Raw genomic sequence first — 26047 nt, 5'->3', positions numbered from 1 at the left:
TTCGGGGCGAACGCGATCGCCGGTAAAGAAGCTATCAGCAGCCGCCCCGGCCCGCCGGTATAGCCCTTCTGACAGGGTGCGGCGGGAATAATCCGGGCCCTTCACCCCCGCGCTCTACCCAGGCCGCCCGCTTCCTATCCCCACGGCTTCGCCCCCGAGTGCGCCCGGCGCGCCGGGCGCGGCCGGCCCGCGCGCACGGGCCGCCGAGCGGGCTCACCCGGCCCGCTCGAAGCCCGCGCCGTTCCAGGTCGTGCGGGCGCAGGCCACACCCCAGGCGCCCTTGCGCTTGAGGATGTCGTAGATGTGCATCCGGTCGATCCTGGGCGAGACCCCGTAGCCGGAGGGCCAGGTGATCGCCCAGTCCATGTCCAGGTCGACCAGCAGTTCGAGCAGCCGGGCGATGGTGGGGTCGTCCAGCCGCTCGAAGGCCTCGTCCAGCAGCACCATGCGCAGGGGGCCCTCGGCGTCGCTCTGCAGGGCGTCGTAGAATGCGGCGCTGGCGGCGAACAGGGTGACATAGGACACCAGGCGGGTTTCGCCCGAGGAGAGCTGGCGGATGCGGCGGTCGCGCGGGCGGCCGTCGGGCCCGGTGTCGTGGATGCGCACCCGGTAGGCGTACCACCGGCGGTAGTCCAGCGCCCCCGACAGCAGCTCGGCGTAGCCGGCGCCGGCCCCCTGGGCGCGGGTGGCGCGGATGCGGTCCATCAGCGCTCGGCGCAGCCGGTCGTTCTCCTCGGCGCTGCGCCGGGCCAGCGGCTTCTTCGCCAGTGCGAACGCCGACCGCTCGGCCGGGTCGAGCTGCGGCGAGGGCTCCCAGGACAGCTCCACCCGCACGCCCTGGCTGGAGTGGGCGGCCTCCAGCACCGTGTTCATCCGCCGGGTCAGCGCCTCGGCGGCGCCGATCTGGCGGTGCAGCTCCTCGGCGATGTCGCCGAGCAGGTACTCCTCGAAGACGCCCTCCTCCCGCGCGGTGAGGTTGTCCTCGGCCTGGGCGAGCCGGGCCGCGGTGGCGCGGGCGGTGGCGGCCACGGGCGCGGTCCCGGCCTCGTCGCTGACGGTGACGGTCAGGATGGCCCGGTACCGGTCGGCCTGCACGTCGTGGGTGCCGGCCAGGGAGGACTGCAGCGCCTGCAGGCGCGCGATCAGGTCGCGCTCCAGCGCCGCGGGGTCGCCCGCTCCGCCCTTGCCCCCGCCGCGCCCGCCCTTGCCGCGGGACGCCCCGGACGGCTCGGCCGCCCCGTCCCCGCGGTCGGCGGCGCGCTCGGCCGCGGCTGCGGACAGCGCCGCGCGCAGCTCCGCGCGGTCGAACGGCGGCTCCACCAGGCCCGTGGCGGCCTCCCACACGCCGCCGACGCCGGCGGCGTCGGTCAGCGCGTCCTCGGCGTCGGCGACCTTGGCGCGGGCCTCGCGCACCCGCCCCTCGACCGCGTCCAGGCGTCCCTCGGCGTCGGCGAGCGCCTTGATGGCCGCCTCGACCTCGCCCTGCGCCTTGGGCGCACGGTTGCGCAGCTCGCCGCGTTCCTCCTGAAGAGCAAAGATGCGCGCGCCGACCTCCTCGGCGTCGCTGCCCAGCCCTTCGCGCAGGGTGGTCAGGACGGCGTGGGCCTCGGTGTAGGCGCGGTGGATCTCGGCGGCGTCGTCCTCGGCCTTGCGCCGGGACTCGACGGTGCGGGCGTGGTCCTCCTGGGCGGCCGCCAGCGAGCGCAGCGCCTCGCTGTAGTCGCGGCGCAGCAGCGAGCCGACGCCCTCCAGCGCCTCGGCAGCGCGGCGCGCCTGCTCGCACAGCTCCCGCAGCTCGGCCGCGCCCGGGACCACGCCCAGCTCGGCGCAGGCGCGCCGGTGCTCGGCCCGCTCGGCGCCGAGCCGTGCGCGCGTGCGGGCGTGCTCGGCCTCGGCCTCCTCGGCGTCGGCGGCGGCGCGGGCGGCCGCCGACCGGCGCGACCGGGTCTCGATGTGCTCGCGCAGCACCTCGCCGATGTCGGGAAAGGCCTCCAGGCAGGTGTTCCACGCCGACTCGCGGCGCTGGGCGGCCGCCAGCTCCGCGCGCAGGGACTCCTCGTCGGCGCTCAACCGCGCGCCGTGCTCCTCCAGCTCCGCGACGCGCCGCCGCCGCGCCTCCTCGCGGGCGCCGGCGCCGATGTGCTCGGCGGCGTCCTTGCGGTGCCGGCCGTGCAGCGGGCCGGACCGCCAGCGCCCGTCGAGCCCGAACGCCAGGCCGCCCAGAACGCCCGCCCCGGCCGCGGGCAGCCGGTAGGCGCGCAGCGCGTGCTCCACGGTCTCCCGGACGGCTCCGGGCGCCGGTCGCAGCAGGTCGGCCAGCGCCGGCTGCCCGGCCGGGTCGGCGGGGAGCTCGGTGCCGTCGGCGGCGAGCAGCCGCCCGTCGGACGCCACCCGGGCGTCGGCGAGCCCGCTGTGCCAGGCGGCGTCCAGGCGGGCGCGGTCGGCGTCGCCGAGTCCGGGACGCGGCTCCGCCAGCGAGGCGAGGGTGGCGCCGTCGCCGGGGTCGTCCTCGGTGGTGGCGAGCAGCGGGACGCAGCGCAGCAGCGCCTCGACGGCCTCCTCGGACACCGCCGTGTCGCCGGCGGCCGGGCGCAGCGCGTCGGCCAGCGACGGGCCGCGGCACTGCGGCCCCGGAACCGCGAGGGTGTCGTCGCCGTCGTCGGGCCCGCCGACCCGGCCGTCGGCGCGCACCCAGGCGGTGAGCAGTCCGGCGGCCTCCAGTGCCGCCTCCAGGTGCGCCCGGGCCGGGGCGGGCACCCCGTCGGCGAAGTCGACCAGCCGGTGGAAGGGGGCTCCCCGGTCGGCGGAGCGCTCGGCGGTGGACAGCGCCGGCGAGGGCGGCTCCACCTCGGCCGACGCACGCAGCCGGACCAGCTCCGCGTCCAGGCGGGCGCGCTCGTCGCGGGCCCCGGCCAGGCGCTGCTCGGCCTGCAGCACCGCGTGCTGCGCGCCGCGCACCCGCGGCGCCAGGGCGGTCCGCACGTCGCGGTGGGCGCCGCGGAAGGCCTCGGGGTCGGCGCCCACCGCGTCGCCGTCGGGTGTTTCGGGCAGCTCGCCCGGCTCGGGGCGGTCGTCCGCCGGCAGCGCCTCGGCGTGCCAGCGCGCGACCGCCTCGGCCCAGGCCCGGCCGAGCGCGTGCAGGCGCTCCTCGCCCTCGCGCGCCCTGCGGGCGGCCGCGTCGGCGTCCTCGGCGGCGCGCGCGGCCTGCTCACCGAGGCCGCGGACGCGCCGGTCGTCCTCGTCGAGGTGCTCGGCGCGCGAGCGCAGCGCCGACAGCTCGGGGCCGCGTTCGGCGGCCGCCCGGGCCGCCTCGTCCACGCGCTCGGCCGCGCGCTCGGCCGATTCCCGCAGTTCGGCCGCCGAGACCTCGGGGGCGGTCTCCCGGTGCACCTCCTCGGGGCGCGCCCCGGGCTCGGGCGAGAGCAGCACGCGCTCGGCCGTGCGCCCGCGCCGCGCCTGGGGCGCCGGCTCGGGCAGCCGCCCCAGCGCCGCGGCCAGACCGACGCCCTCCAGTGCCTCGCGGGCCTCGGCGGCGCCCGAGGACGCAGCGGCGCCGAGGCGGTCGACCAGCCCGGCGGCGCGCTCGACGGCGCCGACCGACTGCTCCTCGGCCGAGCGCAGCCCCGCGGCGTTCTCCAGCGCGGCCACGGCGTGCCGCCGCTGCGACGCCACGGTGGCCTCCTTGTCCTCCAAGTCGCCCAGCGCGCTATAGGCGGGTGAGGCCTTCAGCGCCTCCAGTTCGGTCTGCACCGCGTCGGCGCGCTCGGTGACCGCGTCGCGCTCGGCTTCGGCGCCGCGCAGCGCCTCCTCGGCGGAGGCGCGCTCGGCCTCGCGCTTGGCGCGCCCGCCCTCGGCCCGCCGGGCCTCGGCCTCGGCGGCCTCCAGCTTGGCGGCGCGGTCGGTGAGCACCCCCAGTGCGTAGCCGCCGTAGCCGTCGAGGAACGCGCCCAGCGCGGTGTCGGCGCGGCGCAGCCGGGCGACGTTGCGCCGCACGCCTTCGAGGTTGTCCAGGCCGGTGGCGGTGCGGGAGATGACGTCGGGGTCGACCGGCGGCAGCGCGTCGGAGAGCAGCTGCTCCAGCTGGCCCTGCAGCACCTTCAGGCCGATGTCGGGGTTGCGCAGTGTGCGCTGCAGGTGCAGCAGGTCGGCGTAGCGGCTGCCGCCGCTGATGCCGTAGACGGTCGCGGCGACCCGCTGCTGGAAGGCCTCCTGGCCGCCGAGGACGGCGTCCTCGCCGATGCGCTCGCGCAGCCGCGCCTGGCTGACGGGCCGGTCCTGCTCGGTCAGCGCGAAGTCCTTGTTCACCCGCAGCGGGGTGATGAACCGCCAGGAGTCGCTGACCTGGCGACTGGAGGCGCTGGCCTTCACGCCTACGCCGCAGGTCACGAACTCCTCGGTGCCGTCGGACGCGGTGCTGCGCAGCTCGGTCCAGGCATAGCCCAGGCGCATGCTGCCCTCGGCGTAGTCGTCGAGCATCAGCCGGCTCATGCTGACGGTGTCGAAGCCCTTGCAGCCCATGTTGCGCAGGTCGCCGTCCAGGCACAGCGGCAGCAGCAGCTCCAGCGTGCGCGACTTGCCCGATCCGTTGGTGCCCTTGAAGATCACCCGGCCGCCGGAGAGGTCGAACTCCTCGTCGCGGTACTGCCAGATGTTGACCACACCGGCCCGGTGCAGGCGCCACCGCTCGCGCGGGCGCGCACCGCCCCGTTCCGGCGGCGCACCGGCACCGGCACCGGCGTCGGCGCCGGCCACGTCCGCGGCGACCGCCCGCTGATCGGGCTCACTGGCGTCGATGGTGTACCTCCCACGAGTCCTCCGCCGAAGGCGGACATGCAACCGAACCCCTGCCGAGCAGGGTAGAAGACGGTGCCGACGCCGCGCGGCGCCGGCGGGCCCGGCGCGCGAGCCGCGGTGCCGGGCCGCGGAGCGGGGCAGGCCTCAGACCCCGAAGAGGGCGTCCTGGCCGGGCGGGGCGGCCCCGCCGGTGCGGGGCGCCCCGCCCGCGTCGTCGCCGGCGGGCGCCTCCTCGGCGTCGGCGCCGCCGGCCTCGGGGCCCACCGGGCCGTCGGGCACCGGCCGGTACCTGGCCGCCGCGGTACTGATCTCGACCGCGCCGTCCGCGCCGGTGCGGGCCAGTCCCGACTGGGCCAGGGTCTGAGTCACCGATCTGGCGAGGCGGCCGGTGTCGCGCACCGCCTCGCGCGACCAGGCGCGCGGGTAGCGCTCGGCCAGCTCGGCCACCGTGGCGGCGAGCCGCTCGGCGGTGACGGGCACCCAGCCCTCCTCGGCGCCGGCACCCTGCCCGTCGCCGCGCTGCCGGCCGCCGGCGCCGTCCGCGCCGTCCGCGTCCGGAGTCCGGTCCAGCAGTTCGGCGGCGGCCAGCAGCGCGATGCGGGCCACGGTCCCGGTGCCGGGGAAGTGCCGGTCGGTGAGGTAGCCCTCGGGGTCGACGGCCAGCACACCCTCCGCGCGCACCTCCAGCCGCAGGCCGGTCAGGTCTTCGAGCAGCCGCGCCTCGGCGCCCAGGTTGGCGCGCAGCCAGTCGCGCTCCCGCGGTGACAGGCAGGAGTGCGGTACCACCGGGTCCTCGGTGATCCGCCGCCGGACGCCGTGGCGCTCCTCGGCGCCGCCGCCCGGCTGCACCCGTCCGCCGTCCGCGCCGGCGCCGCGGTCGGCGACGCCCGCCAGTTCCTCGGGCGCGTCGGCGCGTCCCAGCGGTGCGGCGACCAGGTGGCCCAGCAGCTCGGCGTCGACGGTCAGCAGGGCCTCGCGCTCGGCGTCCTCGGCCCACGGCGAGACGCTGCCGTCGGTCTCGGCCAGCACGCCCAGGTCGATCAGGTGGCGCAGCGCCGCGGCCAGCGCGCGCCGGTCGACGATGCCCGCACCCAACTCCAGCCCCGCCTCGGAGCCCAGCGCGCGCACCTCACCGACCAGCGACGACAGCAGCAGCTGGCCCTGGCCTCCGGTGAGCACCGCCAGCACCAGCGCCAGGTAGGCGTAGGTGCGCGGGGTGAACGGCGCCCCGTTGGGCTTGTGGGCGCCGCGCATGCCGTCGGGCGCGCGCCCGGTCTTGTACAGCCGCGCGAAGCCGGGCTCCACCACCAGCCGGTAGCCCAGGTAGCCCGCGAAGAGGGTCTGCAGCCGGTCGGCGTAGCGCCGCACCGCCGACAGCGCCTCGCCGTCGGGCCCCTCGGCCCGCAGCAGCGGGCGCCGCAGCAGCACCCGCGCGCACCGGCGCACCTGCGCCGCCTCGATCTCGTCCAGCCCGTCGAACGCGGCGGTCTCGCCGCCGGTGAGCGGGTCGCGGCGGCTCATCGCGCCCCCTCCGCGTCCGGCAGCAGCGGGTCCTCGACGCTGAGGCGCACGTCGACACCGTGCAGCTCCAGCGCCCCCAGCTCGGAACCGATGCGCGCGACCCTGCCCCGGGGGCGCGGCTCCAGCACGACGGTCAGCCCGGTGGCCGCGTCGGAGGCGCTGCCCTGGTCGGCCGGCCCGTCGCGGTCGGCGCCGGCCAGGGTCAGCAGCTCGCACAGCACCTCCAGCGCGTCGCTGGAGAGCCGCGCGCCCGCCAGGTCGCCGCGCGCCGCCGCCAGCTCGCCCACCGCGGCGCTGCGTCTGCCCCGGCGGCGCTCCTCCTCTTCCAGCAGCGCCGCGCGTCCCAGCGGGTCGTCGCTGATGCGCGGCGCCGGTCCGCCGGGCGCCCGCTCGCTGCGGCTGCGCACGTTGACCTCGACGTCGATGCGCTTGCCCTGCGGCCAGGTGCGGGCGGGGTCGGGGGCGTCGTCGTCGGCGGCCAGCGCCAGGTGGCGCGCCGAGAACAGGCCGAAGGCGGCGGCGTAGAGGTCGTGCGCGGTCTCCGGGGAGGCCGAGTCGAACCAGCCGGCCAGCTTGACCAGGTCGCGGCGCCGCCCCGGGCCCACGCCTCCGGCGCCGGTGACCCGCTTGACGTTGGCGAACAGGGCGGTGATCGCGCGGCTGGTGGCCTCGCGCAGCTCGTCGACCTCGGAGGGGCGGCCGGGGCGGCCGACGAACCACCCCGTCAGCTGCTCCCAGTCGGCGGCGCGCCGGCCGGGGGCGCGCTCCATCAGCTCGGTCTGGCCGGAGCGGGCCGGGCGCGGGGCGAGGTCGCCGCCGGGCCCGGAGTCCAGCCGCGCCAGCAGCTCGTCGCGCCTGCGGTTCAGCCCGCCCAGCCGCAGCACCACGGGCTCGGAGTGGCGCAGCACGTCTTGGGCGATCAGCTCGACGTACTCCAGCAGCATGTGCTTGAACCCGGCGGTCTCCGCCGGTGCCAGGTCGTAGCGGGCGATGACCGAGCCGAGGTAGGCGTAGAAGTCGCGTACGGCGGCGGCGAACTCCTCGTGCTGCAGGAACAGGGTGGTCACCTGTTGCGCCAGGCGCTCGCGCAGGCCGCGCGCCGACGCGGCCTGCGGTCCGCGGCCCTGCTCGGCGCCGAGGATCTCGGCGAGGGTGCTCTCGATGTCGGCGAGGCCGCGCTCGATGGCGGGCAGCAGCTCGCGGGAGACCTCGCGGGCGCCCTCGGCGACGCTGAGCACGTCCTCGGCGTCGCGCTGGATGCGCACGGCGAGCTTGGCCGCCTGGTAGCGCACCCGGCTTCTGGTGAACTCGGCGATGGTGGCGGCGGGCTCGCGGCGGCCCGGCACGAGGTTGCCCCAGCGGGCGAGCTGCTCCAGCCGGTCGACGACGACCTCCAGCCGGGACTCGCCCGCGTCGATCTCGCCGCGGCGCTCGGCCCCGGCCAGGGCCGCGGCGACCTCCCCGGCGCCCAGGTCGGCCATGAGGGTGGAGGTGAACAGCCGCATGACCGCCAGGTAGGTGCGGCGCTCGGGCGCGGTGAGGTAGCCGTAGAGCCGCAGCCGGTCGGCGCCGTCGCCGGTGGGCTCCTCCGCCGCGGCGGAAGGGGCCTCAGCGGGTGCGTGCGCGTTGCCGGGCGGTCGGGTTCCCGGTGCGGGGGCGCTGTCTCCGGAGCTCTGCGGGGGCCGTTCGGCGTCGTCGTTGCGCATGACCCGCCCCAACCTAGTGCGTCGCGGCGTCCGGCGCGGACCGCCGCCGGACCGCCGGCGGTCCGGCCGCGGTCCGGCCGCGGTCCGTGGAGTCGGCGCGGACGGTCGCGACGCAAAGCGCGCGGAATCGTTTGCATTCGGCCGGTAATCGATTTCGCTGCCGGCCATCGGTTTCCCCCATGGCATGCGGGAACGCGGAATCGGCCGCCGAGGGCGGTTCCGGGGCCCCGTTTCCGGTCGGCGGCGGCCATTGCCTCGGGTGCGGCCGGAGATCGGGTGCGCACTTTCCGGAGCCCGCCGGAATGGGCCCGGGGCGCGCTTCGCGGGACGATCCTGCGCTGACCGGCGGAAACCGGCGGGCCGCGCGGGATCGCACGGGGTGCGCGGGTCCGGCGTCCCGCCGGAGTCCCCGTTGCGCCCGGTCCGCAGCCTCCGAAGCGCCGCCGGTCGGCCGGGCGGTGATGGCCGTGGCCGGGGCGGGCGCGTGCCGCCGGCCACGGCGGAACACCGCCGTCGGCCGGAGCCCCGGACCGTGCGGGCCGGGTGGCGGCACCGGGGTTGTCGTGCCGATGAACGCGAGAAGAATTGTGTCCTTCAGGTGTTTCGCTGCCGCGCGCAACCCGCCACACGGGTCCGCGCATTGCGTTAGTGTCAATTCCGCCCCGCTGTATTCTGTTCCGAAACGCGGGCGACCCCCTGCTCCGGATCGTCGGCCGCCGACCCGCTTCGCGGCGGTGATCCCGAATACGCCGCGCGAGTACCGGAGCGGGAGATCCCCCAGTCCGCCGAGTTCGGCGGTCACACGATTGTGGAGGTCCTCGATGCGGTTCCTGCGGTCCCTGCGTTCCGGCTGGCGGCATCTGGCGGCGACCGCACTGCTCGGAGCGGTCGGCCTGGCCGGGCTCGCGGTACTGGTGGGACTGGGCGTGCTCGGATGGGAGAGCGCCGTGCTGCTGGCGGCCGTGGGCGCCGCCGCGGCGGCGAACGCACTGCTGGTGGTGCGGCTGACCCGCCGGGTGGCCGCCCTGGACCGGCGGCTCCGGGACGCGGACCGGCGCCTCGACACCCGGGGGCGCGAGGTGGCCGCCGCCGTCGGCGCGGGCCGCGCGGAGCTGGCCGCGTCGCTGGCCGGCGCCCGCGAGGAGCTTACGCGGGTGCGCGCCAAGGCGCTGCCGTCGATGTCGAAGCAGCTGACCGAAGCCGTCACGCTGCAGGGGCGCCACGACTACGAGCAGCAGGTGGCCTGGACCGAGCTGCGCGAGTACCTCGGGGCGGGCCCGTTCATGCCCCCGCTGCGCGGCTGGGCCGCCTCGCCCGACGTGATGCGGCTGCTGGTGCGCCTGGTCGAGAGGAACCGGCCCGACCTGGTGGTCGAGTGCGGAAGCGGCGCCTCCAGCGTCTGGCTGGGCTACACGCTGCGCCGCGCCGGTCGCGGGCGCCTGGTCGCGCTGGAGCACAGCGAGCGCTACGCCGAGCTGTCGCGTCAGCTGGTGCGCGAGCACCGGCTGGAGGACATCGTCGAGGTCCGCTACGCGCCCCTGACCGACTGGAGCCCCGTCGCCGACACCGACGACGCTGTGGAACAGCAGCCGTGGTACGACACGTCGGTCGTGGAGGACCTGCACGGCATCGGCCTGGTCTTCGTGGACGGCCCGCCCGCGGGAACCGCGAAGCAGGCGCGCTTCCCGGCCCTGCCGGTGCTGCTGCCCCGCTCCGAACCGGACGCGGTCTTCGTCCTCGACGACGCGGGCCGGCCCGACGAGCGCGCGATCGGCAAGCGCTGGCTGCAGGACTTCCCCGAGCTCAGCTCGCGCGAGGAGCAGGCCGAGAAGGGCGCCCGGGTCTTCGTCCGCAAGGCGCTGTGACCGCGGCCCCGCACGCGGCGGCGAAGGGGGCCGCCGCCTGCGGGGCGCCCGCGGTCGGCGGGCCGGCGGGTCAGGGGACGACCAGGGACAGGCCCTCGGCGGCGAGCGCGTCGCGCTCCTCGCCCTCGATCTCCACAGTGTGCTGGAAGGTCAGCAGCGTCCCGTTCTTGGTCTCACGGGTGTCGGTGAGCTCGATCCCGTCGCGTACGCGCGCCCCCGAGCGCACCGGCTGGAGGAAGCGCACCCGGTTGAGGCCGTAGTTGATCGTCATCGTCGGCCGCTTCTCCAGCCGCCACACCTGCGGGCCGAAGGCGGACAGCAGCGACAGGGTGAGGAAGCCGTGCGCGATGGTCCCGCCGAAGGGGCCCGCGGCGGCCTTCTCCGGGTCGACGTGGATCCACTGGTGGTCGCCGGTGGCGTCGGCGAACGTGTCGATGGACTCCTGGGTGACGGTGTGCCAGTCGCTGTAGCCCAGGTGCTCGCCTTTGGCGGCGACGAGGTCGGCGAGGTCGGTGAAGGTCCGCATGTTCGTGTGCACTCCTTAGGCCCGGACGGACGGCTCTTGGGAGACTCTAGCGAACCGACCGTTCGGTATGGCAGAGGGCGGGGCGGTATCGCAGGCCGCCCCCGCGGACCTCAGCCGTCCGGGGCGACCGAGGCGCGCAGGTCGTCGAAGACCACCCGGCCGCGGTACTGCTCGGCGGAACGGGTCTCGACCAGGTACACGCGCTCGACCGCGACCGGCTGCGCGATCCCCTCCGCCACGCCGAGCCGCGCCTCGCGCCAGCCCTTCCAGTCCACCCGGGGGCCGTAGACCGAATGGCGGCCGCCCTCGGCGTCGGACACGGTCAGCGCCAGCAGAGCGCCGTTGCCGTCGCCCCGCACCCGCAGCCGGAATGCGAAGGCGGTGCCGCCCGCCGGCAGCGGCGCGGGTGCGGCGGCGTAGGCGGCCCGGTCGCGCCGCTCGCCGGTGAAGTCGTAGTCGAGGGCGAGGCCGCGGCCGCCGTGCCCCTTCGCCGGAGCGACCTCGGCCGATGCGGCGCGGTAGGACTCGGCCGTCCAGGATCGGGCGTCCTCGAAGTCGGCGAGCCGCACACTGCGCGAACCGATCAGCAGCGGGACCTCGGCGCTGCGCCCGCCCGCCGCGACCGTGACGGTGCCCGTCCCCTCGTCGGCCTCGGGCTCGACCAGCACGCTGCCGTCGTCGCGCCGGGTGACGGCGGCCAGCCGGCGCGGCTCGACGGTGATCTCGGCCTCGGCCGGCTCGACGGGCGCGCGGGTGCCGTCGGGCGCGACGCCGTCGACGACCAGGGACCGGCCCGGCGCGGACGCGTCCGCGAAGGCGAGCGTGGAGGGCGCGGTCTCCAGGCGCTCGGGGCCCGGCAGGACCCGCACGCCGATCGCGCCCCGCGCCCCGCCGGCGCGCGCGCTCACCCGCACACGGCCGGGCTCTCCGGCGCGGAACAGCCCGTTCGCCACTTCGCCGCTGACGGACGTCCAGCTCGGCGCGGCCGCGGGCGCGGGCCCGTAGGCGGAGTCGTAGGGGCGGGCGCTCAGCTGGCGGCTGAGCCCGGAGAACACACGGCGGGGATCGGGCCGCACGGGCAGTGCCGACCCCGGCTCCGGCCGTGCGCGCAGCACCGGGCGCACCCACACGCCGCGCGCCCGCCCGTCGCCTGCGGGCGCGTGCACCGCCAGCCCGTTGGACACCGCACGCAGGGCCTCGCCCGGGCGGTTGTGCGGAACCGGATCGGTGGTGCCGGGCTCGCGGGCGAGCAGCGTCGCCGAGCCGCCGCCGTCCAGCTCCAGCGCCTCGTGGGCGCCGGCCGCGCGCAGCCGCTCGGCGGCCTCGCGCAGTGTCGCCCCCGCGGTTTCGGGGACGCGTCCGTCGGCGACCAGCGCGAACATCCGCCGCCCGTCGCGGGAGAACCCGACGGCCGTGCGCGGGTGGCGGGCGCCGTCGTCGGCGGCGGTGACGCGCCCGTCGCGCAGCAGCACATTGCGCCCGCCGACGGCGGTGTGCGGCGTGGAGCCTCCGGCGCGCAGCGTGTAGTCGAGCCCGACCGGGGCGCCCGGCTCCACCTCGGCCAGGCGCTCCGCGGCGGCGCCGCGGCCGAGCAGCACGCGGGTGCCGGGCTCGACGGGCCCCTCTCCGGCGGACCGGCGGACCTCGCGCACCTCGCCTTGGGCCACCACCAGTTCAGTGACCGGGCCGGATCCCGCGGCGCGCGAGCGCGGATGGCCGCCCCAGGCGCCGGTGAACACGCCGGTCCCCTCGGCCGGGACCTGGTGGCTGTTGAGCCGGTCGATGTCCAGGTCCTCGCCCGGGAGGTCGGCGGTGCCGGAGAACTCCGCGCGGTGGATACCGCCGCGCCCCGCGGCGCCGATCGCGACGACGTGCCGGTGGCCGGGGGTGGGCGACTTGAGGACCGCGCCGTCGCGGACGGCCGCGCCCAGCGGCGCGTTCGAGGCGCCGGAGTCGAAGAAGTCGCCGTTGACGGCCGCGACGGTGCCCCGGGACGCGGCGAGCTCCGCCAGCGGCGCGGAGTCGGTGACCGGGCCGCCGCCCGCGTAGGCGACCTCCGCCGGTCCGCTCAGATCCACGCTGAGCATGCCGAAGCCGTCCCCGGCACCGGCCGGCGCCAACACCACACCGGGGGCGATGGGAACCTCCCGCGGAGCCGCGGGCGCGGCGGCCGCGGCGGGCACCGCCGGCCACAGCAGGAGGGCCAGAACCAGGGCCGCTGCTGCGGCGCGGTGGAACACGGCGGGGACCTCCGGGCAGGTGAGCGGCCGCAAGGCGGACGGAGCGGTTTCCCGGCGTAATGATGTCGCTGCTCGGGGTGTTCGCCAACCACCGGCGCAGCGCGCCGGGCGATAGCCGTCCCCTGCGCAGGCGCGGTCCGCTCCGCGAGCCGGCCCGCCCGCGGGCCCCTCACCCGCCGGCCGCGGGGCCTCGCCGACATTCTCGGCGGCCGCCGAGCGCACACCCGCACGTGCGCGTGGTCACCGGCGCACGCCGCAGCGGGTGGGGAGCGCCGGGCGTGCTCGGCGGCCGGGGCCGCGAGGACCGCATGCGCGAAGCGCCGCTGCCCGGCCCCGCGAAGGGCGGCGTGCAGGGGCCGGCCCCGGTCGGGGAGGCCGGGGGTGGGGCGTCAGCCCTCGTCGCCCAGGACCACCGAGTCGACGGCCAGGCTGCGCAGCTCGCGGGTGTCGACCTCATAGCCCAGGCCCGGCTCGGTCAGCGGGATGGGGGTGATGCCCTCGTGCGCGCGAACCGGTGGCCGCACCGTGTCGCGGGTGAGGTGGCCGCCTGCACCGGGCATCTCGCTGGGCAGGGAGACACCGGGCAGCGACGCCAGGGCGGCGATGGCCGCACGGCCCACGCCGGACTCGGCGTCCCATCCGCACCAGACGTCCCATCCGGCGTCGACCGCGCGGTCGTGCGCGCGCCGCGCCGGGGTCAGCCCGCCCAGCAGGCTCGTCCGCAGGCTCAGCGCGCGGGCGGCCTCGGCGGCGATGGCGCGGCCGAGGGTCTCGGGGGAGTCGATCGAGGTGCTCAGGGCGACGGGGGTGCGCAGCTCGCGCTGGAGCCGCGCGCAGGCCTCCAGATCGCCGCGGGGGAACGGCTCCTCGATCGCGACCAGGCCGTACTCGTCCAGCGCACGCAGCGCCCGCAGGTCGGCGGGGTCCTCGCTGTAGCGCCCGCCCGCGTCGACCTGGAGCACCAGGAAGGGGAAGCTCTCCTGGACGGTGTGCACCACGTCGGCGTCCCATCCGGGTCCGACCTCCAGCCGCACCCGGCGGAAACCGCTGCCGACCTGCCGGTTGACCTCGCGGACCAGCGACTCGTCGGAGGGCTGCCGGCCGACCGTGGCGCCGGCGGTGAAGGCGGTGCGGTCGCCGCCCAGGGCGTGCGAGAGCGGCGTGCCGCGCTGCCGGCTCCACAGGTCCCAGCAGGCGGCGTCCAGCCCGGCCGCCACCTGCGGTGCCCGGGGCAGGTCGGCCCACGCGTCGCCGGCCTCGGTGGGCCGGTGCCAGCTGTGCCGCAGCAGGGCTGGCGCGAAGTCGTCGACGAGCAGCCGCCAGCGTTCGTCGTCGGCCCCGGGAACCTCGCCCCACCCGGTGTTGCCGCGTTCGTCGCGCACCCGTACCAGCGCGTGGCGGGCGAACTGCGGGCGGGCCTCGGCGGACCCGCGGGAGCGGGGGTGGACCAGCGGCAGGCGGGCCAGGGTGGCGTCGACGCCGGTGACGCGGGCGAGGGTCGCCGGTTCGGTGGGTGACACGCGGGCTCCGTCTCGATGCGGCCGGGATATGGGAAGGGCGGAGCCCGGTCCGGGCTCGATCACCGCCCACAACCGAACGTATCCGCTCACCGAGGACGCTGCCAGCGGCGGGGGCGTGTCCGCCCCCCCGCGGGCGGCCGGCGGGGGAGGATGCGGGTCCCTGCGGGCGCGGCACTCGGGGCCGCTGCGCTGGTGCAGCGTAGGGGGCGGATCAGGCGCGGCCCGCCTCGATGCGGCCGCCGCCCGCGCCGTGCGGGCCCGCCCGGCGCTGTGCGGATCGTCGCAGGCACCGCGGCCGGGAATACGGGCCTGCGGCGCCGCGCGCTACCGGCGCGCCTCGAACAGCACCGCCGATCCGAGGTCCCGGCGCTCGGCCGCGCCGAAGCGCCGCCGCAGGGCCGCGAGCACGGTGGCGTCCTCCTCGCCGGTCAGCGCGAAGCGCGAGGAGGCGCCGTGCCAGCTGACGGCGGCGCGCCCGCCGGGGCGCAGTACGCGGTGCAACTCGGCCGCGCCCTCGTCGAGCGACGGCCACATCGCCACCGTGTTCACCGTGACCACCAGGTCGAAGGCGGCGTCGGGCTCGCCGGTGGCGCCGGCGCTGCCCGGGTGGACCCGCAGGCGGCCCGCGCGCAGTGCGGCGGCGTTGCGGCGCCGGGACATGGACACCATCCGCTGGGAGGGGTCGATGCCGGCCACCTCCTCCACACCGGGCGCCGACGCGAGCAGGCCCAGCAGCACCCCCGGTCCGCAGCCGACCTCCAGGACGCTCCGGTACGCGCCGGGCGCCAGCGCCGCGAGGACGTCGGCCTGCTGGCGCCGGTTGGTGACGGCGAGCATCCAGCCCGCCGCGACACCCAGCGGCCCGCGCGGCAGCGCGAAGGGGTTGGCGCCCACGGGTTCGCCGTTCCACAACCGCCGCCGGCCCATCGCCGCCCCCTTCGGCTCCGCCTCCGCGCCGGCCCCGCCGCGGGCGGGGCTAACCGGATCGTGCCCAGCGGGGAGCGGAACGCAACACGGCCGGTCAGGGTATCCGGACGGCCGGTCACGGTATCCGGGTGTCGGGCATCGCCTCGGCGCCCCGCCGGCAGCCGGCGCCCGCTCGCATCCGCCCGGCTTCCGCATCGGCGTCTGCGGCCGCCCGGCGGGAAGGCGCTCAGCCCGGCCTCCGCCGGAGGCCGGGCCGGCGTCCTATTCGGCCAGGACCTCGGTCACGGTGCGCGACTTGACGCCGTGCGCCTCGGCCACGCCCTCGTTGGTGACGACGCCGTCGTGCGTGTTCAGCCCCTGGGCCAGCGCCGGGTCCTCCGACAGCGCACGCCGCCAGCCCTTGCCGGCCAGCTCAACCACGTAGCGCAGCGTGTCCTTGGTCAGCGCGTGGGTGGAGGTGTTGGGGACCGCGCCGGGCATGTTGGCCACGCAGTAGAACACCGTGTCGTGCACCGCGAAGGTGGGCTCGTCGTGGGTGGTGGGGCGGGAGTCGGCGAAGCAGCCGCCCTGGTCGATGGCGATGTCGACGAGCACCGCGCCCGGGCGCATCCGGGCGACCAGGTCGTTGGAGACCAGCTTGGGGGCCTTGGCGCCGGGGATCAGTACCGCACCGACGACCATGTCCGACTCCAGCACGGCGCTCTCCAGCTCGAAGGCGTTGGAGACCACGGTGCGCACCCGCCCCTGGTAGATGTCGTCGGCGTGGCGCAGTTTGGCCACGTTGAGGTCGAGCAGCGTGACGTCGGCGCCCATGCCCGCGGCGATGCGGGTGGCGTTCAGACCGGCGACCCCCGCGCCGACGACGGTGACGCGCGCCGGACTCACTCCGGGCACCCCGCCCATCAGCCGGCCGCGGCCGCCGCTGGGCCGCTGCAGGGTGTACGCGCCCACCTGGGGTGCGAGCCGGCCGGCGACCTCCGACATCGGGGCCAGCAGCGGCAGCGAGCCGTCTGCCAGCTGCACCGTCTCGTAGGCGATGCCGGTGACGCCGCGCTCCAGCAGGGCGTCGGTGCACTCGCGCGAGGCCGCCAGGTGCAGGTAGGTGAACAGGGTCTGGCCGGGCCGCATGCGGTGGTACTCCTCGGCCACCGGTTCCTTGACCTTCAGCACGAGATCGCCCTCGGCCCACACGTCGTCGGCGGAGTCGAGGACGCGAGCGCCCGCCGCGGCGAACTCCTCGTCGGAGATGGAGGACCCCCGCCCTGCGCCGCTCTGGACGGCGACCGAATGGCCGCGGGTGACCAGTTCGTGGACGCCTGCGGGGGTGATGGCCACCCGGTACTCGTGGTTCTTCACTTCGCTGGGCACGCCGACGCGCACGGGGCTCCTCCTCGCATCGTCTTTGATACGTCTTCACTCTCGCGTGCCCGGGCGCGAGCCGCCATCTCCACAATGGCTGCCGTTTTCGCAGCATGTTTACATGGTGTAACGGCTCGGCGGCCAGGTCAGCGCGGTCGGGACGCGGGCTCGTCCGGCACCGTGTGCGGCGCGTGACCGTCCGGCTCGGTGAACCGGCGCGGCGCGGCCGCAAGCGCGCACCCGTAAGCGCCGCGGCCCTCGACCCAGGTGCCCGCTACCCGCCCGACGAGTCTGCGACCGCAGTAGGGACCGGGATCGGACTCGGGCACGGTCTGCTCGGCCGCGGTGTCGAAGGCGACCAGGTCGGCGTCGTACCCCGGCTCGATGCGCCCCTTGCGGTGCAGCCCGACGAACTCGGCCGGCGCCTGGGCCGTCCAGCGCGCGAGGTCGGCCACGCCGCATCCGCGCCGGCGGGCGGCCGTCCACAGCGCCGGCAGCGTCCAGCCGATCCCGGCGACGCCGGTCCCGGGGCGGTGGCCCGAGCCCACCTGGGTGATCACCGGGTCGCCGCGGTCCAGCAGCGCGCTCCACAGCGCGTCGCGGTTGGGTCCGCTGCGCAGCGGGGGCCGGCAGAAGTGCGCGGCGGAGTCCTCGGGAACCTGCTCGACCGGCAGGCACAGGTAGTGCGGGCAGGTCTGGGCGCTGATCCCGGCGCCCATGGCGCGGGCCGCGGCCAGCACCGCCGCGCACTCGGCCGCGCTGAAGGGCGACACCAGCACGCGGGTGCCGGCTATGCGGGCTGCCGCGACCAGGCGCTCCACCCCGCGCCGCTCCGCGCGCGCCGGGCGCGCGTCCAGCAGCGCCGAAAGACCGGGCCCCTGCGGCGCCGACAGCTCGCCGGCGTCCTCGGCGTGCACCACCAGCGGCGCGTCCATGGCGGCCAGTTCGGCCATCGCCTTGCGCAGCGGGGTGTCGCCGATCCGGTGGTCGGCGGAGCCGGTGCCGTCGGAGAGCGAGCAGTGGAACCCCACCGCACCGGCCGCGCGCAGTTCGGCGAGGTCGGCGGGCGTGCTGGAGGCGGTGATCGCGCCCAGGAACGCGACTCCGGGCGCGGTCCCGGCGGCCGCGGCCAGGTGGGCGAGCAGGCCCCGCTCGCCGGTGATCGGCGGGTCGGCCGGCCCCGAGGCGACCAGGGTCGTGACGCCGCCGCGGACCGCGGCGGCGGTGGTCTCCGCGTACGCTTCGCGCAGCCCCCGGCCCGGCGCCTGCACGGCCGCGTCGACGTCGACACCGCCCGGCAGCAGCGCGGTCTCGCCCAGGTCGACGTCCTCCGGCGCGGTACCGGGCGCCCTGTACCGGTCGACGGCGACGATCCTTCCGGCGCCCACCCCGACCGACGCCGGCGCGACGCCGTCGGGGGTGGCGACCCGCCGCGAGCGGATGACGGTGTCGATCTGGGGCATCTCGGAAATCCCCTTCATGGCTCGACGGCGGTACTCGCGCGCACAACGGGAACGGCGGCCCAGGCGCCCTTCGGAGTGGTCGCCCGACCGTATCGCGATCGGCGCCGCGCAGGTGGCGAACTGCGAGAACGCGCCGGGGGAGGGAACGCCTCGCGCCTCGCTCGCGCGTGGAGACCGGCGGATCGCTCCGCTTCCCCGCGGCCGCCGACCGTTCTCCGGCGGTTCCGCCGCGAACGGCCCGTATCGGAGACCACGCCTGTTTCGGGCGGGGGCGGAGATGGAGCGGTGGGTGTGGTGCCGCGGTCGTGGCCGGGGCGGGGCCCGCGGCCGGGCGCCGGGTGGTGAGTGAGTCGGTCCGGATGCCCGCCGGATGCGCGTGTGCTGGGGGCGCAAGGAACCCTCCGGGAGGCCCCCCGCCGGCCGTCGCTGCGGGGGATGCGGCAATGGGTCGCAGCTCGCTCTGCGAGCGGGAGCAGCTTGCCGCCGAGCGCACGTTGTACGTGTTCGGAGGTCCGGGGGCCTTGGTGGTAGGGCCCTGTCCGGTGTGTGCGGCGTGCGTCCGGCGGCAAGCGCGGCTCACGCGCGGGGTGTAGTGCGCCCCAGTGCCGTAGCTCCGGTGGCGGCCCGCCGTGGACGGTCCTCGGACGGTTCCTTCTCACCTCGTCGCCTCGGACGTGAGCACGGCCGCGCGATAACGCCCCTCGATGGCTGGGCCTGCGGTGATCGGTGCGGTGCCCGCCGGTGGCCCGTGTAACGGGGGCGGTGACGACGGCTGGGGCGCGGGGCGGGTTTCGGCGTGTCCTTTCGCTTCGGTCGGCCGACCGGAAGGCGGGTGTCCGACTTGGTTTACGTCCGTACGGGCCCTGGCGGGACTCCCGCGACGAAGGAAACGGGCAAACTGGAGTAAAAAGGAAGGCCTGTCGCGCGAAATCCGCGGAATCGGTCGCCGGTGGCCGCGCATCCCCGATCCGCGAGGAAATCCGTCCCGCTATGACCGGTTCGTGCGCCCGGGCAAGGAGGCGCGGGGGCTCCAGCGAGCGCTAAGCAGCCCAGAGGGGCCTTCGGGCGACGTTTTCGGTGGGATCGTCGAAGCGCGGGCTTCCGTGCCCCGCGGGAAAGCGGTCGAATCAGGATAAGTCAGCCGGGTTTATTCCGTATCGCGGAATGATGGTGGGGTGCTGGGGCTGCTCCGCGGTTTTTCGTGCTATCGGGCGCGGTCCGGCCCTGCTCAGCACGGCAGGGAAAACCTCCCGCCCCCGGGGCCCGCCGGAACCGCCACCGGCCCAGCGATGACCTCCGCTCCCACCCGACCGCACGCCGCCGTCGCCGCCCACGTCGCGACCGCAACCGGCGGGCACCCGAACCGATGGTCGCGGGTCCGGCCGTCCGCTGCCGTCGTCGGGGCCCACGTCGTCACCGCAACCGGCGGGTACCGGGTCCGATGCCTGCGGGCTGGGCCGTCCGCCCTCGTCGCCGCCCACGTCGCGACCGCAACCGGCGGGCACCCGAACCGATGGCCGCGGGCCCGGCCGTCCGCTGCCGTCGTCGCTCCGTTGCCTGCGCAACCGGCGGGTACCGGGTGCGGTGGTCGTGGGCCCGACCACCCGCCGCCCTAGCTGCCCCTTTTTCACGGGCCACTGGCGGGTACCGGGTCCGATACCTGCGCGCCCGACCGCACGCCGCCGTCGCCGTCCACGTCGCGACCGCAACCGGCGGGTACCCGAACCGATGGCCGCGGGCCTCGCCGCGGATCCCTGCCCGTTGGGGGCATGACAGGGGTGGCGCGGGTCGCCGCGCGGGAGGAGACTCGGGGTCGGGGGGCGAAAGGCGTCCCCGCCACGCCGCTGCGGGAGCGGCCTATGGATCCGCCCGTCCCTGTGTCCGGCCCTGGAGTCCGGCCACCCCGGAGTCCCGCCTCCGCGGGAGCGGCCCTCGGAGCGGGCCGCCTGCCCCGGCCGGCGTCTCCGACACGTTGTAGTAGATGTAGTAGATTTATCGTGGTCCGTGGTGGTGTTCGCGTGGACGTTCCTGTCCTGCTCGTCTCCGATATGACCGGCTGGATCGGCCCCTGGATGTGGGGCGCGGCCGGGATGCTGGTCGGCGCGGCCGCCGCCGCAGCGGTGATCCGCCACCGCGACCGCCAGTAGCGACCCCTGACCCACGGAGCGACCCGCGTGAGTTCCCCCGGAGTCCGCGAGGGCGACCTCCCGCGCGAGGAGCCCGCCGAGAGCCGAGCCCCGGGAGCGGCCGTCCGCGCCCCCGGCGCCGACACCGCCGGGATCATCGCCGTGGCCGCCGTCGCGTCGGGCCTGATCGCCCTCATCGTCGCCCTCGTCGCGGGCGGCGCGGTCACCGTCCGCGTGATCCCCGGCCTGCCCGACGCCGGGCCCCTCACCCGCTGGGGGCTTCCCACCGCCACCGCGGTGCGCGACGTCGCCGCCGCGCTGACCGTGGGCCTGCTCGTGCTGGGGGCCTTCCTGCTGCCGCTGCGCAAGGGCGCGCCGGGAGCGCAGGCACTGGGCTACGTGCGCGTCGCGGCCTGGCCGGCGCTGGTCTGGGCGGCGGCCGCCGGGGCCGTCCTGGTCTTCCAGCTCTCCGACGTCTCCGGGCTCCCGCCCGGCCAGGTCGTCGGCGACCAGCTGACCAGCTACGCCGTCTCGGTCGCCCAGGGGATCGGCCTGCTGGCGGTGATCCTGCTCGCCTGCGGCACCGCGCTGCTGAGCCGCACCGCGGAGACCGCCGCAGGCACCCTGGCCCCGCTCGCCCTGGCCGTCGCCGGCCTGATGCCGCCCGCGCTGACCGGCCACTCCGCCTCCGCGGGCAGCCACGAACTCGCCGTCACCGGCCTGGCGCTGCACGTCCTCGCGATCTCGCTGTGGGTGGGCGGGCTGGCCGCGGTGACCTTCCACGGACTGCGCGCCAAGCCCGCGGCCCCCGCCGTGGCCGCCGAGCGCTTCAGCCGGATGGCCCTGTGGGCTTACATCGGCGTGGGCGTGGGCGGCGTCGCCAGCGCCGCCAGCCGCCTCTACGCGGTGTCCGACCTGGTCACCACCTCCTACGGCCTGCTCATCCTGGTCAAGGCCGTGCTGTTCTGCGCGCTCGGCGCGCTCGGCTGGGCGCACCGCCGCCGGACGATCCCGCGCATCACCGAGGCAGGCGGCCGCCGGCTGTTCGCGCGCCTGGCCGGGGTCGAGATCGCGGTGATGTCGGCCACGATGGGCATCGCGGCCGCGCTGAGCCGCACCGCGCCCCCGGAGCAGCCGGGCACGGTGACCGAGGCCGAGGCGGTCCTGGGCTTTGCCGTCCCGCCGCCGGTCAGTGTGCAGACCCTGCTCACCCTGTGGCGGCCCGACCTGTTCTTCGCCCTGGTGGTCGTGGTGCTGGGCGGCGCCTACGCGGCGGGCGTGGTGCGCCTGCTGCGCCGCGGCGACAGCTGGCCCTGGGGCCGCACCCTCTCCTGGGCGGCGGGCCTGGCGGTGCTGGTGGCCATGCTGCTCAGCGGCGTGGCGACCTACTCGATGGTGACGTTCAGCATGCACATGGTGCAGCACATGGTGCTGTCCATGCTCGTGCCGATCCTGCTGGTGCTCGGCGCCCCGGTCACCCTGGCGCTGCGGGCGCTGCACCCGGCCCGCATCCGCGGCGACCGCGGGCCGCGCGAGTGGCTCGCCGCGTTCATCAACAGCGGGTTCTCCACGACCGTCACCCATCCGGCGGTGGCGGCCCCGGTGTTCGTCCTCAGCCCCTACGTGCTGTACTTCACACCGCTGTTCCCGGCGCTGATGAACGACCACACCGGGCACCTGCTGATGAACGTGCACTTCCTGCTCACGGGGTTCCTCTACTACTGGATCATCGTGGGTGTGGACCCGGGGCCGCGCAACCTGCCCTACCTGCTGCGGCTGGTGCTCCTGCTGGTGGCCATGGGTGTGCACGCGTTCTTCGGCATCACGATCATGATGCAGTCGGCCCCGCTCGCGATGGAGTACTACGGCCAGTTCGACGTGCCCTGGCTGGACGCCCAGGGCGCCGACCAGTACGCGGGCGGCGGCATCGCCTGGGCGGTCGGCGAGGTCCCCACGGGCCTGGTGATGCTCGCCATGGTCCGCCAGTGGTGGGTCGACGACGAGCGCGCCGAGCGGCGCCGGGAGCGCCACAGCAAGCGCGGCGGCTCCGACGACGCCGACATGGACGCCTACAACGCCTACCTGGCCGAACTCGACCGGCGCTCGAAGGGCGGGGCCTGACGCCGCCTCCTCCGCCCAGAGCGGAAAACGGCGCCCTCCTCTGCAACGGGGTGGCGCCGAGCGCCCGATTCCGGTTGGGTCGGAGCCATGAGGAAATTCCGGTTCGGTTTCAACAGCCGCCAACAGGAGATCGACCGCTGGATGCAGGTGTGCCGGTCCGCCGAGGAGGCGGGCTACGACGCCGTCCAGGTCCCCGACCACCTGGGAGCCGCCTCGCCCTTCGCACTGCTGGCCGCCGCGGCCGCCGCGACCTCGCGGGTCCGGCTCGGCACCCTCGTACTCAACAACGAGTTCTGGAACCCCGCCCTGCTGGCGCGCGAGGCCGCGACGGTGGACCGGATCTCCGGGGGGCGGTTGGAGCTCGGCCTGGGCGCCGGGCACATGAAATCGGAGTTCGAGGCGGCCGGGATCCCCTGGCGCTCCCATGCCGAGCGGCTGGAGCGTCTGGAGCGCAGCATCGGCGAGCTGGACCGGCTGTTCGCCGAGGACGGACAGGAGCCGCTGCCGCACCAGGTGCCGCGTCCTCCGCTGCTGATCGGCGCCAACGGCGACGCCGGACTCGCACTGGCCGCCCGCCACGCCGACATCGTGGGCTTCGCCGGCCTCACCCAGATCAAGGGCCGCCGCATGGGCACCTTCCGCGTGGACGACCTGGACGAGGCGCGGCGCCGGGTGGACTTCGTCCGCGCCAAGGCGGGCCAGCGGGCGGACGCCCTGGAGTTCAACATGCTGGCGCAGGCGGTCGTGGTGACCGACGACGCCGAGAAGAGCGCGGCCGAGCTCGTCGAGGGGTACTCCGAGACCGGCCTCGACACCGTCCGCAAGGTGCTGGACTGCCCGTACGTGCTCGTGGGCACCGCCGAGGAGATCGCGGCCAAGCTCGTCGGCAACCGCGAGGAGCTGGGGTTCTCCTACATCACCACGCACGGGCCGTTCCGCGAGGCGCTCGGCAGGGTAATCCCGGTGGTGCGCGAGAACGTCGGCGAGCAGCAGGCCGGGCCGACGGGCTGAGCGCGCCGGCCGGTCGGCGCCGGGCGCGGTCCCGGCACGGACGCGCGCCCGGGACCCGATGCCCGCGGGTCCGGCCCGACCCCACCCGTCCCGAAGGAGCGGATTCCGGTCGGACCGGTTCCGACCGAAGCCGTATCAGGCCAGCAGCAGGGCGATCCCGGTGCCGGCGGCGCCCAGCGCGGCGCACACCAGCAGGCCGCCGCCCGCCACGGCCGGCGTGAGCCGCAGCCCGCGCGGTTCGGCGACGCCCAGTCCGGCCGCGGCCTGCCGCGCCACCAGGGGCAGCAGCGCCATCCCGGCTGCGTAGACCACGACCACCGCCGCCGAGGCGACCAGGAACGCCTGTCCCGCGCCCGCCGCAGGATCGCCGCCCAGCGTCCGGGCCGCCGCGAGCGCGGGGACCGCGAGGAGCAGCGCGGCGCAGACGGCGCCGAGCGCGCCCTTGGCGGGAGCGGCGGCGGACCGCCCCGCGACCAGCAGCAGCCCGACGAGGGCCGCCAGCATGACGGCACCCGCGATCCCGAACACAGCGATGTCGACCAGGGAGCTCACCCGCACATTATGGCACCGTGCGCGGTGCCGCCCCGCCGTCCCCCGGCCCGGCGGCGCCCGGTGTGAAGCGGATCTCGGCCAGCTCGGCGGCCGCCGAACGGTCGAGCAGGAGCAGCGAGCGCGCACCCGGCACGACCGCCTCCGCGCCCGCCGCGCAGTCGACGAGCACGCGGTGCCACCGCCGCACGTGCCGCCGGTGGGCGCGCGGGGTGACCGCCCTCCCGCGCCGGATCTGGGCCTCCAGCGCGGCCCCCGGGTCGACGTCGATGAGCAGCAGGTGGACCTCCCGCCCGCGGTGGCGGCAGTAGCGGCCGAGCAGGCGCAGCACCGCGCGGTGCGTGGCGGTCACGTGCACCGCGACCGGCCCGCCGCCCTTGCGCAGGACCCGCAGCACGCGCAGGTAGTGCAGGAGGTGCGTCGCCCAGCGCCAAACGGGGTAGGGAAGTGCGCGCAGTCGGCGGGCGAGCCGGTTGCGCGCCTGCTGGGAGTCGATCACCCGCGCGCCGTCGGGGGTCGCAACCGGCACGGTCTCGGTGCCTTCCAGCGCGAACAGCCGGTTGAGCAGCGTGCTCTTGCCGGCGCCGGGAATGCCGCCCACCAGCAGCAGCGAGTCGGTCGGATATCGCAGTACCCGCGGTGCCTCTTCCGCGCGCAGTGCGCGAGCGGGGGAGGGGACAGGGGCAGGGCCCGTCGAAGGGAACATGTCGGTGGTTATGCGCCTTTCGGATAAGCCATCGTTAAGAGGCGGCCGGAACTTCGGTCGGAGCGGTCGGAGGCGCCGCGGTCGGCGCGGTGAGCGGTCGGTGCGGCGGGCCGGTCGGTGGTGGATGGCGGAATGAGTGCGGGGAGTGCGGAAATGGGACGTGGCGACCGCGGAATCGCGCTGGGGCCCTCGCAGCGGGTGCCGCCGATCGGGCAGGGCACCTGGCACATGGGTGAAAGGGCGGACCGGCGCGCCGACGAGGTCCGGGCACTGCGTGCGGGCATCGATGCGGGGATGACCCTGGTCGACACTGCGGAAATGTACGGCGAGGGCGGAGCCGAACGCGTGGTCGGCGAAGCGGTCGCCGGCCGTCGCGAGGAGGTCGTCCTCGTCTCCAAGGTCTACCCGAGCAACGCCGGTCGACGCAGGGCCAAGACCGCGTGTGAGCGGAGCCTCAGCCGGCTGGGTACCGACATCATCGACGTCTACCTGCTGCACTGGCAGGGGCCCGTACCCCTGTCGGAGACCGCCGCGGTGATGGAGGAGCTCCGCGACGAGGGCAAGATCCGCCACTGGGGCGTGTCCAACTTCGACACCGAGGCGATGGAGCGCCTGTGGCGCGTCCCCGCGGGCCAGGCCTGCGTCACCGACCAGGTCCTGTACCACCTGGCCTCGCGCGGCATCGAGTACGACCTGCTCCCGTGGTGCCGCGGGACCGCCCCCGGGCTGCCGGTGATGGCCTACTCGCCGCTGGCCCAGGGCGGCGCCGCGCGCCGCAGGATTCTGCAGGATCCGGTGCTGGGCGAGATCGCCGCCGGGCGCGGCGTGCAGCCCGCCCAGATCGCCCTGGCCTGGACGGTGCGCGAGGGGGACGTCGTGGCGATCCCCAAGGCCGCCGATCCCGCACACGCCCGCCAGAACGCCGAGGCGCTGGACATCCGGCTCACCTCCGACGAGCTCGCCGCCCTCGACAAGGCCTTCCCGCCGCCGACCCGCCGCACCCCGCTGGAGATCCTGTGAGCCCCAAGCCGCCGGCCCGGCCCTGAACCCGCGCAAGGTCAATCGGACTGCAACTCCGCCACCGAGCCGTGCAGCCCGTTTCGCTGAAGGCTCGAGAGCACGTCAGCCACGGTTCCCGGTGGTCTGCGCCATGAGTCGGCGATCTGCTGGGCGCACGCCCAGACCACTTTCCGATCCGGATGAATCTGATCGAGGACGAAGTCGTCCGCGCTCTTGGCCTCGATGTCCCATTGCGACAGGGCCGAGGCGGGGAAGTCCGGCAGGTTCTCCGTGACGATGACCTGAGCACGTGCGCGGATCGCCGCTGCCGGGACATGCCGATCATCCGGGTCTGGAAGATCCAGCGATTCGATCACGGGTTCATACCCCGTGACGAGGCAGTCCCGGACGGCGCAGATCATCAGTTTCCGAGTGCGGTCGAGTGCCTCCTCGGACAACTCGGGTCGGTTCGATTTGAGGTTGCTGAAGGTCTCGTCCAGGATGCGATGGGTCCACTTGGCCTGGACGAGACCTGCCTGAGCCAATCTGAGGAGCAAGTCCCTCAGAGTGCTCGGATACAGGACATTGGCGTCATACAAGACAACAAAGGGCAT

Annotated in this window: 17 protein-coding genes; 5 read left to right on the top strand and 12 right to left on the bottom strand. The window is 76.1% G+C overall.

What is annotated here, in order from left to right; genetic code table 11:
- Window positions 1-213: 213 nt before the first annotated feature.
- From ABD284_RS00650 to ABD284_RS00640, 3 genes are all read right to left on the bottom strand, one after another.
- Window positions 214-4659: an SbcC/MukB-like Walker B domain-containing protein gene (locus ABD284_RS00650; protein ID WP_344139670.1), complete on the bottom strand. Its 4446-nt coding sequence runs from the start codon at window positions 4657-4659 to the stop codon at window positions 214-216.
- Between the two features lie 279 nt (window positions 4660-4938).
- Window positions 4939-6315 (bottom strand): TIGR02678 family protein, encoded by a 1377-nt coding sequence (locus ABD284_RS00645; RefSeq protein ID WP_344139667.1) that lies wholly within the window; start codon window positions 6313-6315, stop codon window positions 4939-4941.
- On the bottom strand, window positions 6312-8021 hold the full coding sequence (locus ABD284_RS00640) for a DUF2397 domain-containing protein (RefSeq protein WP_344139664.1): 1710 nt from the start codon (window positions 8019-8021) through the stop codon (window positions 6312-6314). The genes ABD284_RS00645 and ABD284_RS00640 overlap by 4 nt, the downstream gene beginning before the upstream one ends.
- 821 nt (window positions 8022-8842) lie before the next feature.
- On the opposite strand from ABD284_RS00640, the gene ABD284_RS00635 reads away from it, so the two are divergent.
- On the top strand, window positions 8843-9886 hold the full coding sequence (locus tag ABD284_RS00635; protein ID WP_344139661.1) for a class I SAM-dependent methyltransferase: 1044 nt from the start codon (window positions 8843-8845) through the stop codon (window positions 9884-9886).
- Window positions 9887-9956: 70 nt separating this feature from the next.
- Here the strand turns inward: ABD284_RS00635 and ABD284_RS00630 are convergent, their stop codons facing one another.
- The 6 genes from ABD284_RS00630 to ABD284_RS00605 form a co-directional block, all read right to left on the bottom strand.
- Entirely contained in the window at window positions 9957-10412 is a 456-nt protein-coding gene (locus ABD284_RS00630; RefSeq protein WP_344139658.1) for a MaoC family dehydratase, read from the bottom strand.
- A 110-nt stretch (window positions 10413-10522) separates the two neighbouring features.
- Window positions 10523-12652 carry a phosphodiester glycosidase family protein gene (locus tag ABD284_RS00625; protein WP_344139655.1) on the bottom strand — a complete coding sequence of 710 codons (2130 nt, stop codon included), beginning with the start codon at window positions 12650-12652 and terminating at the stop codon, window positions 10523-10525.
- A gap of 389 nt (window positions 12653-13041) precedes the next feature.
- The gene (locus tag ABD284_RS00620; protein WP_344139652.1) at window positions 13042-14172 is read right to left on the bottom strand and encodes an enolase C-terminal domain-like protein; all 1131 of its coding nucleotides are present in this window, start codon (window positions 14170-14172) and stop codon (window positions 13042-13044) included.
- A 324-nt stretch (window positions 14173-14496) separates the two neighbouring features.
- On the bottom strand, window positions 14497-15099 hold the full coding sequence (locus tag ABD284_RS00615; protein ID WP_344139649.1) for a class I SAM-dependent methyltransferase: 603 nt from the start codon (window positions 15097-15099) through the stop codon (window positions 14497-14499).
- A gap of 261 nt (window positions 15100-15360) precedes the next feature.
- Window positions 15361-16479 (bottom strand): alanine dehydrogenase, encoded by a 1119-nt coding sequence (ald, locus tag ABD284_RS00610; RefSeq protein WP_344139646.1) that lies wholly within the window; start codon window positions 16477-16479, stop codon window positions 15361-15363.
- A 125-nt stretch (window positions 16480-16604) separates the two neighbouring features.
- A complete protein-coding gene (locus tag ABD284_RS00605) occupies window positions 16605-17921 on the bottom strand; it encodes an amidohydrolase family protein (RefSeq protein ID WP_344139643.1) in 1317 nt (438 codons plus the stop codon).
- 2018 nt (window positions 17922-19939) lie between these two features.
- Between ABD284_RS00605 and ABD284_RS00600 the strand changes: the two genes are divergently transcribed.
- From ABD284_RS00600 to ABD284_RS00590, 3 genes are all read left to right on the top strand, one after another.
- Window positions 19940-20068 (top strand): hypothetical protein, encoded by a 129-nt coding sequence (locus ABD284_RS00600; RefSeq protein WP_344139640.1) that lies wholly within the window; start codon window positions 19940-19942, stop codon window positions 20066-20068.
- A 27-nt stretch (window positions 20069-20095) separates the two neighbouring features.
- Window positions 20096-22168: a bifunctional copper resistance protein CopD/cytochrome c oxidase assembly protein gene (locus tag ABD284_RS00595; protein ID WP_386699115.1), complete on the top strand. Its 2073-nt coding sequence runs from the start codon at window positions 20096-20098 to the stop codon at window positions 22166-22168.
- An 87-nt stretch (window positions 22169-22255) separates the two neighbouring features.
- On the top strand, window positions 22256-23179 hold the full coding sequence (locus ABD284_RS00590) for a TIGR03621 family F420-dependent LLM class oxidoreductase (RefSeq protein ID WP_344139637.1): 924 nt from the start codon (window positions 22256-22258) through the stop codon (window positions 23177-23179).
- Window positions 23180-23314: 135 nt separating this feature from the next.
- On the opposite strand, the gene ABD284_RS00585 is transcribed toward ABD284_RS00590, so the two are convergent.
- The gene (locus tag ABD284_RS00585; protein WP_344139634.1) at window positions 23315-23731 is read right to left on the bottom strand and encodes a hypothetical protein; all 417 of its coding nucleotides are present in this window, start codon (window positions 23729-23731) and stop codon (window positions 23315-23317) included.
- Window positions 23732-23738: 7 nt separating this feature from the next.
- Window positions 23739-24434 carry an AAA family ATPase gene (locus tag ABD284_RS00580; RefSeq protein ID WP_344139631.1) on the bottom strand — a complete coding sequence of 232 codons (696 nt, stop codon included), beginning with the start codon at window positions 24432-24434 and terminating at the stop codon, window positions 23739-23741.
- A 153-nt stretch (window positions 24435-24587) separates the two neighbouring features.
- On the opposite strand from ABD284_RS00580, the gene ABD284_RS00575 reads away from it, so the two are divergent.
- Complete coding sequence (locus ABD284_RS00575) at window positions 24588-25454, top strand: aldo/keto reductase (protein ID WP_344139628.1); 867 nt, start codon at window positions 24588-24590, stop codon at window positions 25452-25454.
- A 38-nt stretch (window positions 25455-25492) separates the two neighbouring features.
- On the opposite strand, the gene ABD284_RS00570 is transcribed toward ABD284_RS00575, so the two are convergent.
- The gene (locus ABD284_RS00570) at window positions 25493-26047 is read right to left on the bottom strand and encodes a PIN domain-containing protein (RefSeq protein ID WP_344139625.1); all 555 of its coding nucleotides are present in this window, start codon (window positions 26045-26047) and stop codon (window positions 25493-25495) included.

Source organism: Streptomonospora arabica (genome assembly GCF_039531585.1).
Taxonomy (GTDB): domain Bacteria; phylum Actinomycetota; class Actinomycetes; order Streptosporangiales; family Streptosporangiaceae; genus Streptomonospora; species Streptomonospora halophila.
Note: the sequence above shows the minus strand (reverse complement) of the source record. Positions and strands in the feature narration are given on the sequence as shown.

Coding starts and splice junctions, on each gene's coding strand:
- ABD284_RS00605 (WP_344139643.1), bottom strand. CDS start 17,921: ATGCCCCAGATCGACACCGTCATCCGCTCGCGGCGGGTCGCCACCCCC.
- ABD284_RS00640 (WP_344139664.1), bottom strand. CDS start 8,021: ATGCGCAACGACGACGCCGAACGGCCCCCGCAGAGCTCCGGAGACAGC.
- ABD284_RS00630 (WP_344139658.1), bottom strand. CDS start 10,412: ATGCGGACCTTCACCGACCTCGCCGACCTCGTCGCCGCCAAAGGCGAG.
- ABD284_RS00635 (WP_344139661.1), top strand. CDS start 8,843: ATGCGGTTCCTGCGGTCCCTGCGTTCCGGCTGGCGGCATCTGGCGGCG.
- ABD284_RS00615 (WP_344139649.1), bottom strand. CDS start 15,099: ATGGGCCGGCGGCGGTTGTGGAACGGCGAACCCGTGGGCGCCAACCCC.
- ABD284_RS00580 (WP_344139631.1), bottom strand. CDS start 24,434: ATGTTCCCTTCGACGGGCCCTGCCCCTGTCCCCTCCCCCGCTCGCGCA.
- ABD284_RS00645 (WP_344139667.1), bottom strand. CDS start 6,315: ATGAGCCGCCGCGACCCGCTCACCGGCGGCGAGACCGCCGCGTTCGAC.
- ABD284_RS00590 (WP_344139637.1), top strand. CDS start 22,256: ATGAGGAAATTCCGGTTCGGTTTCAACAGCCGCCAACAGGAGATCGAC.
- ABD284_RS00570 (WP_344139625.1), bottom strand. CDS start 26,047: ATGCCCTTTGTTGTCTTGTATGACGCCAATGTCCTGTATCCGAGCACT.
- ABD284_RS00575 (WP_344139628.1), top strand. CDS start 24,588: ATGGGACGTGGCGACCGCGGAATCGCGCTGGGGCCCTCGCAGCGGGTG.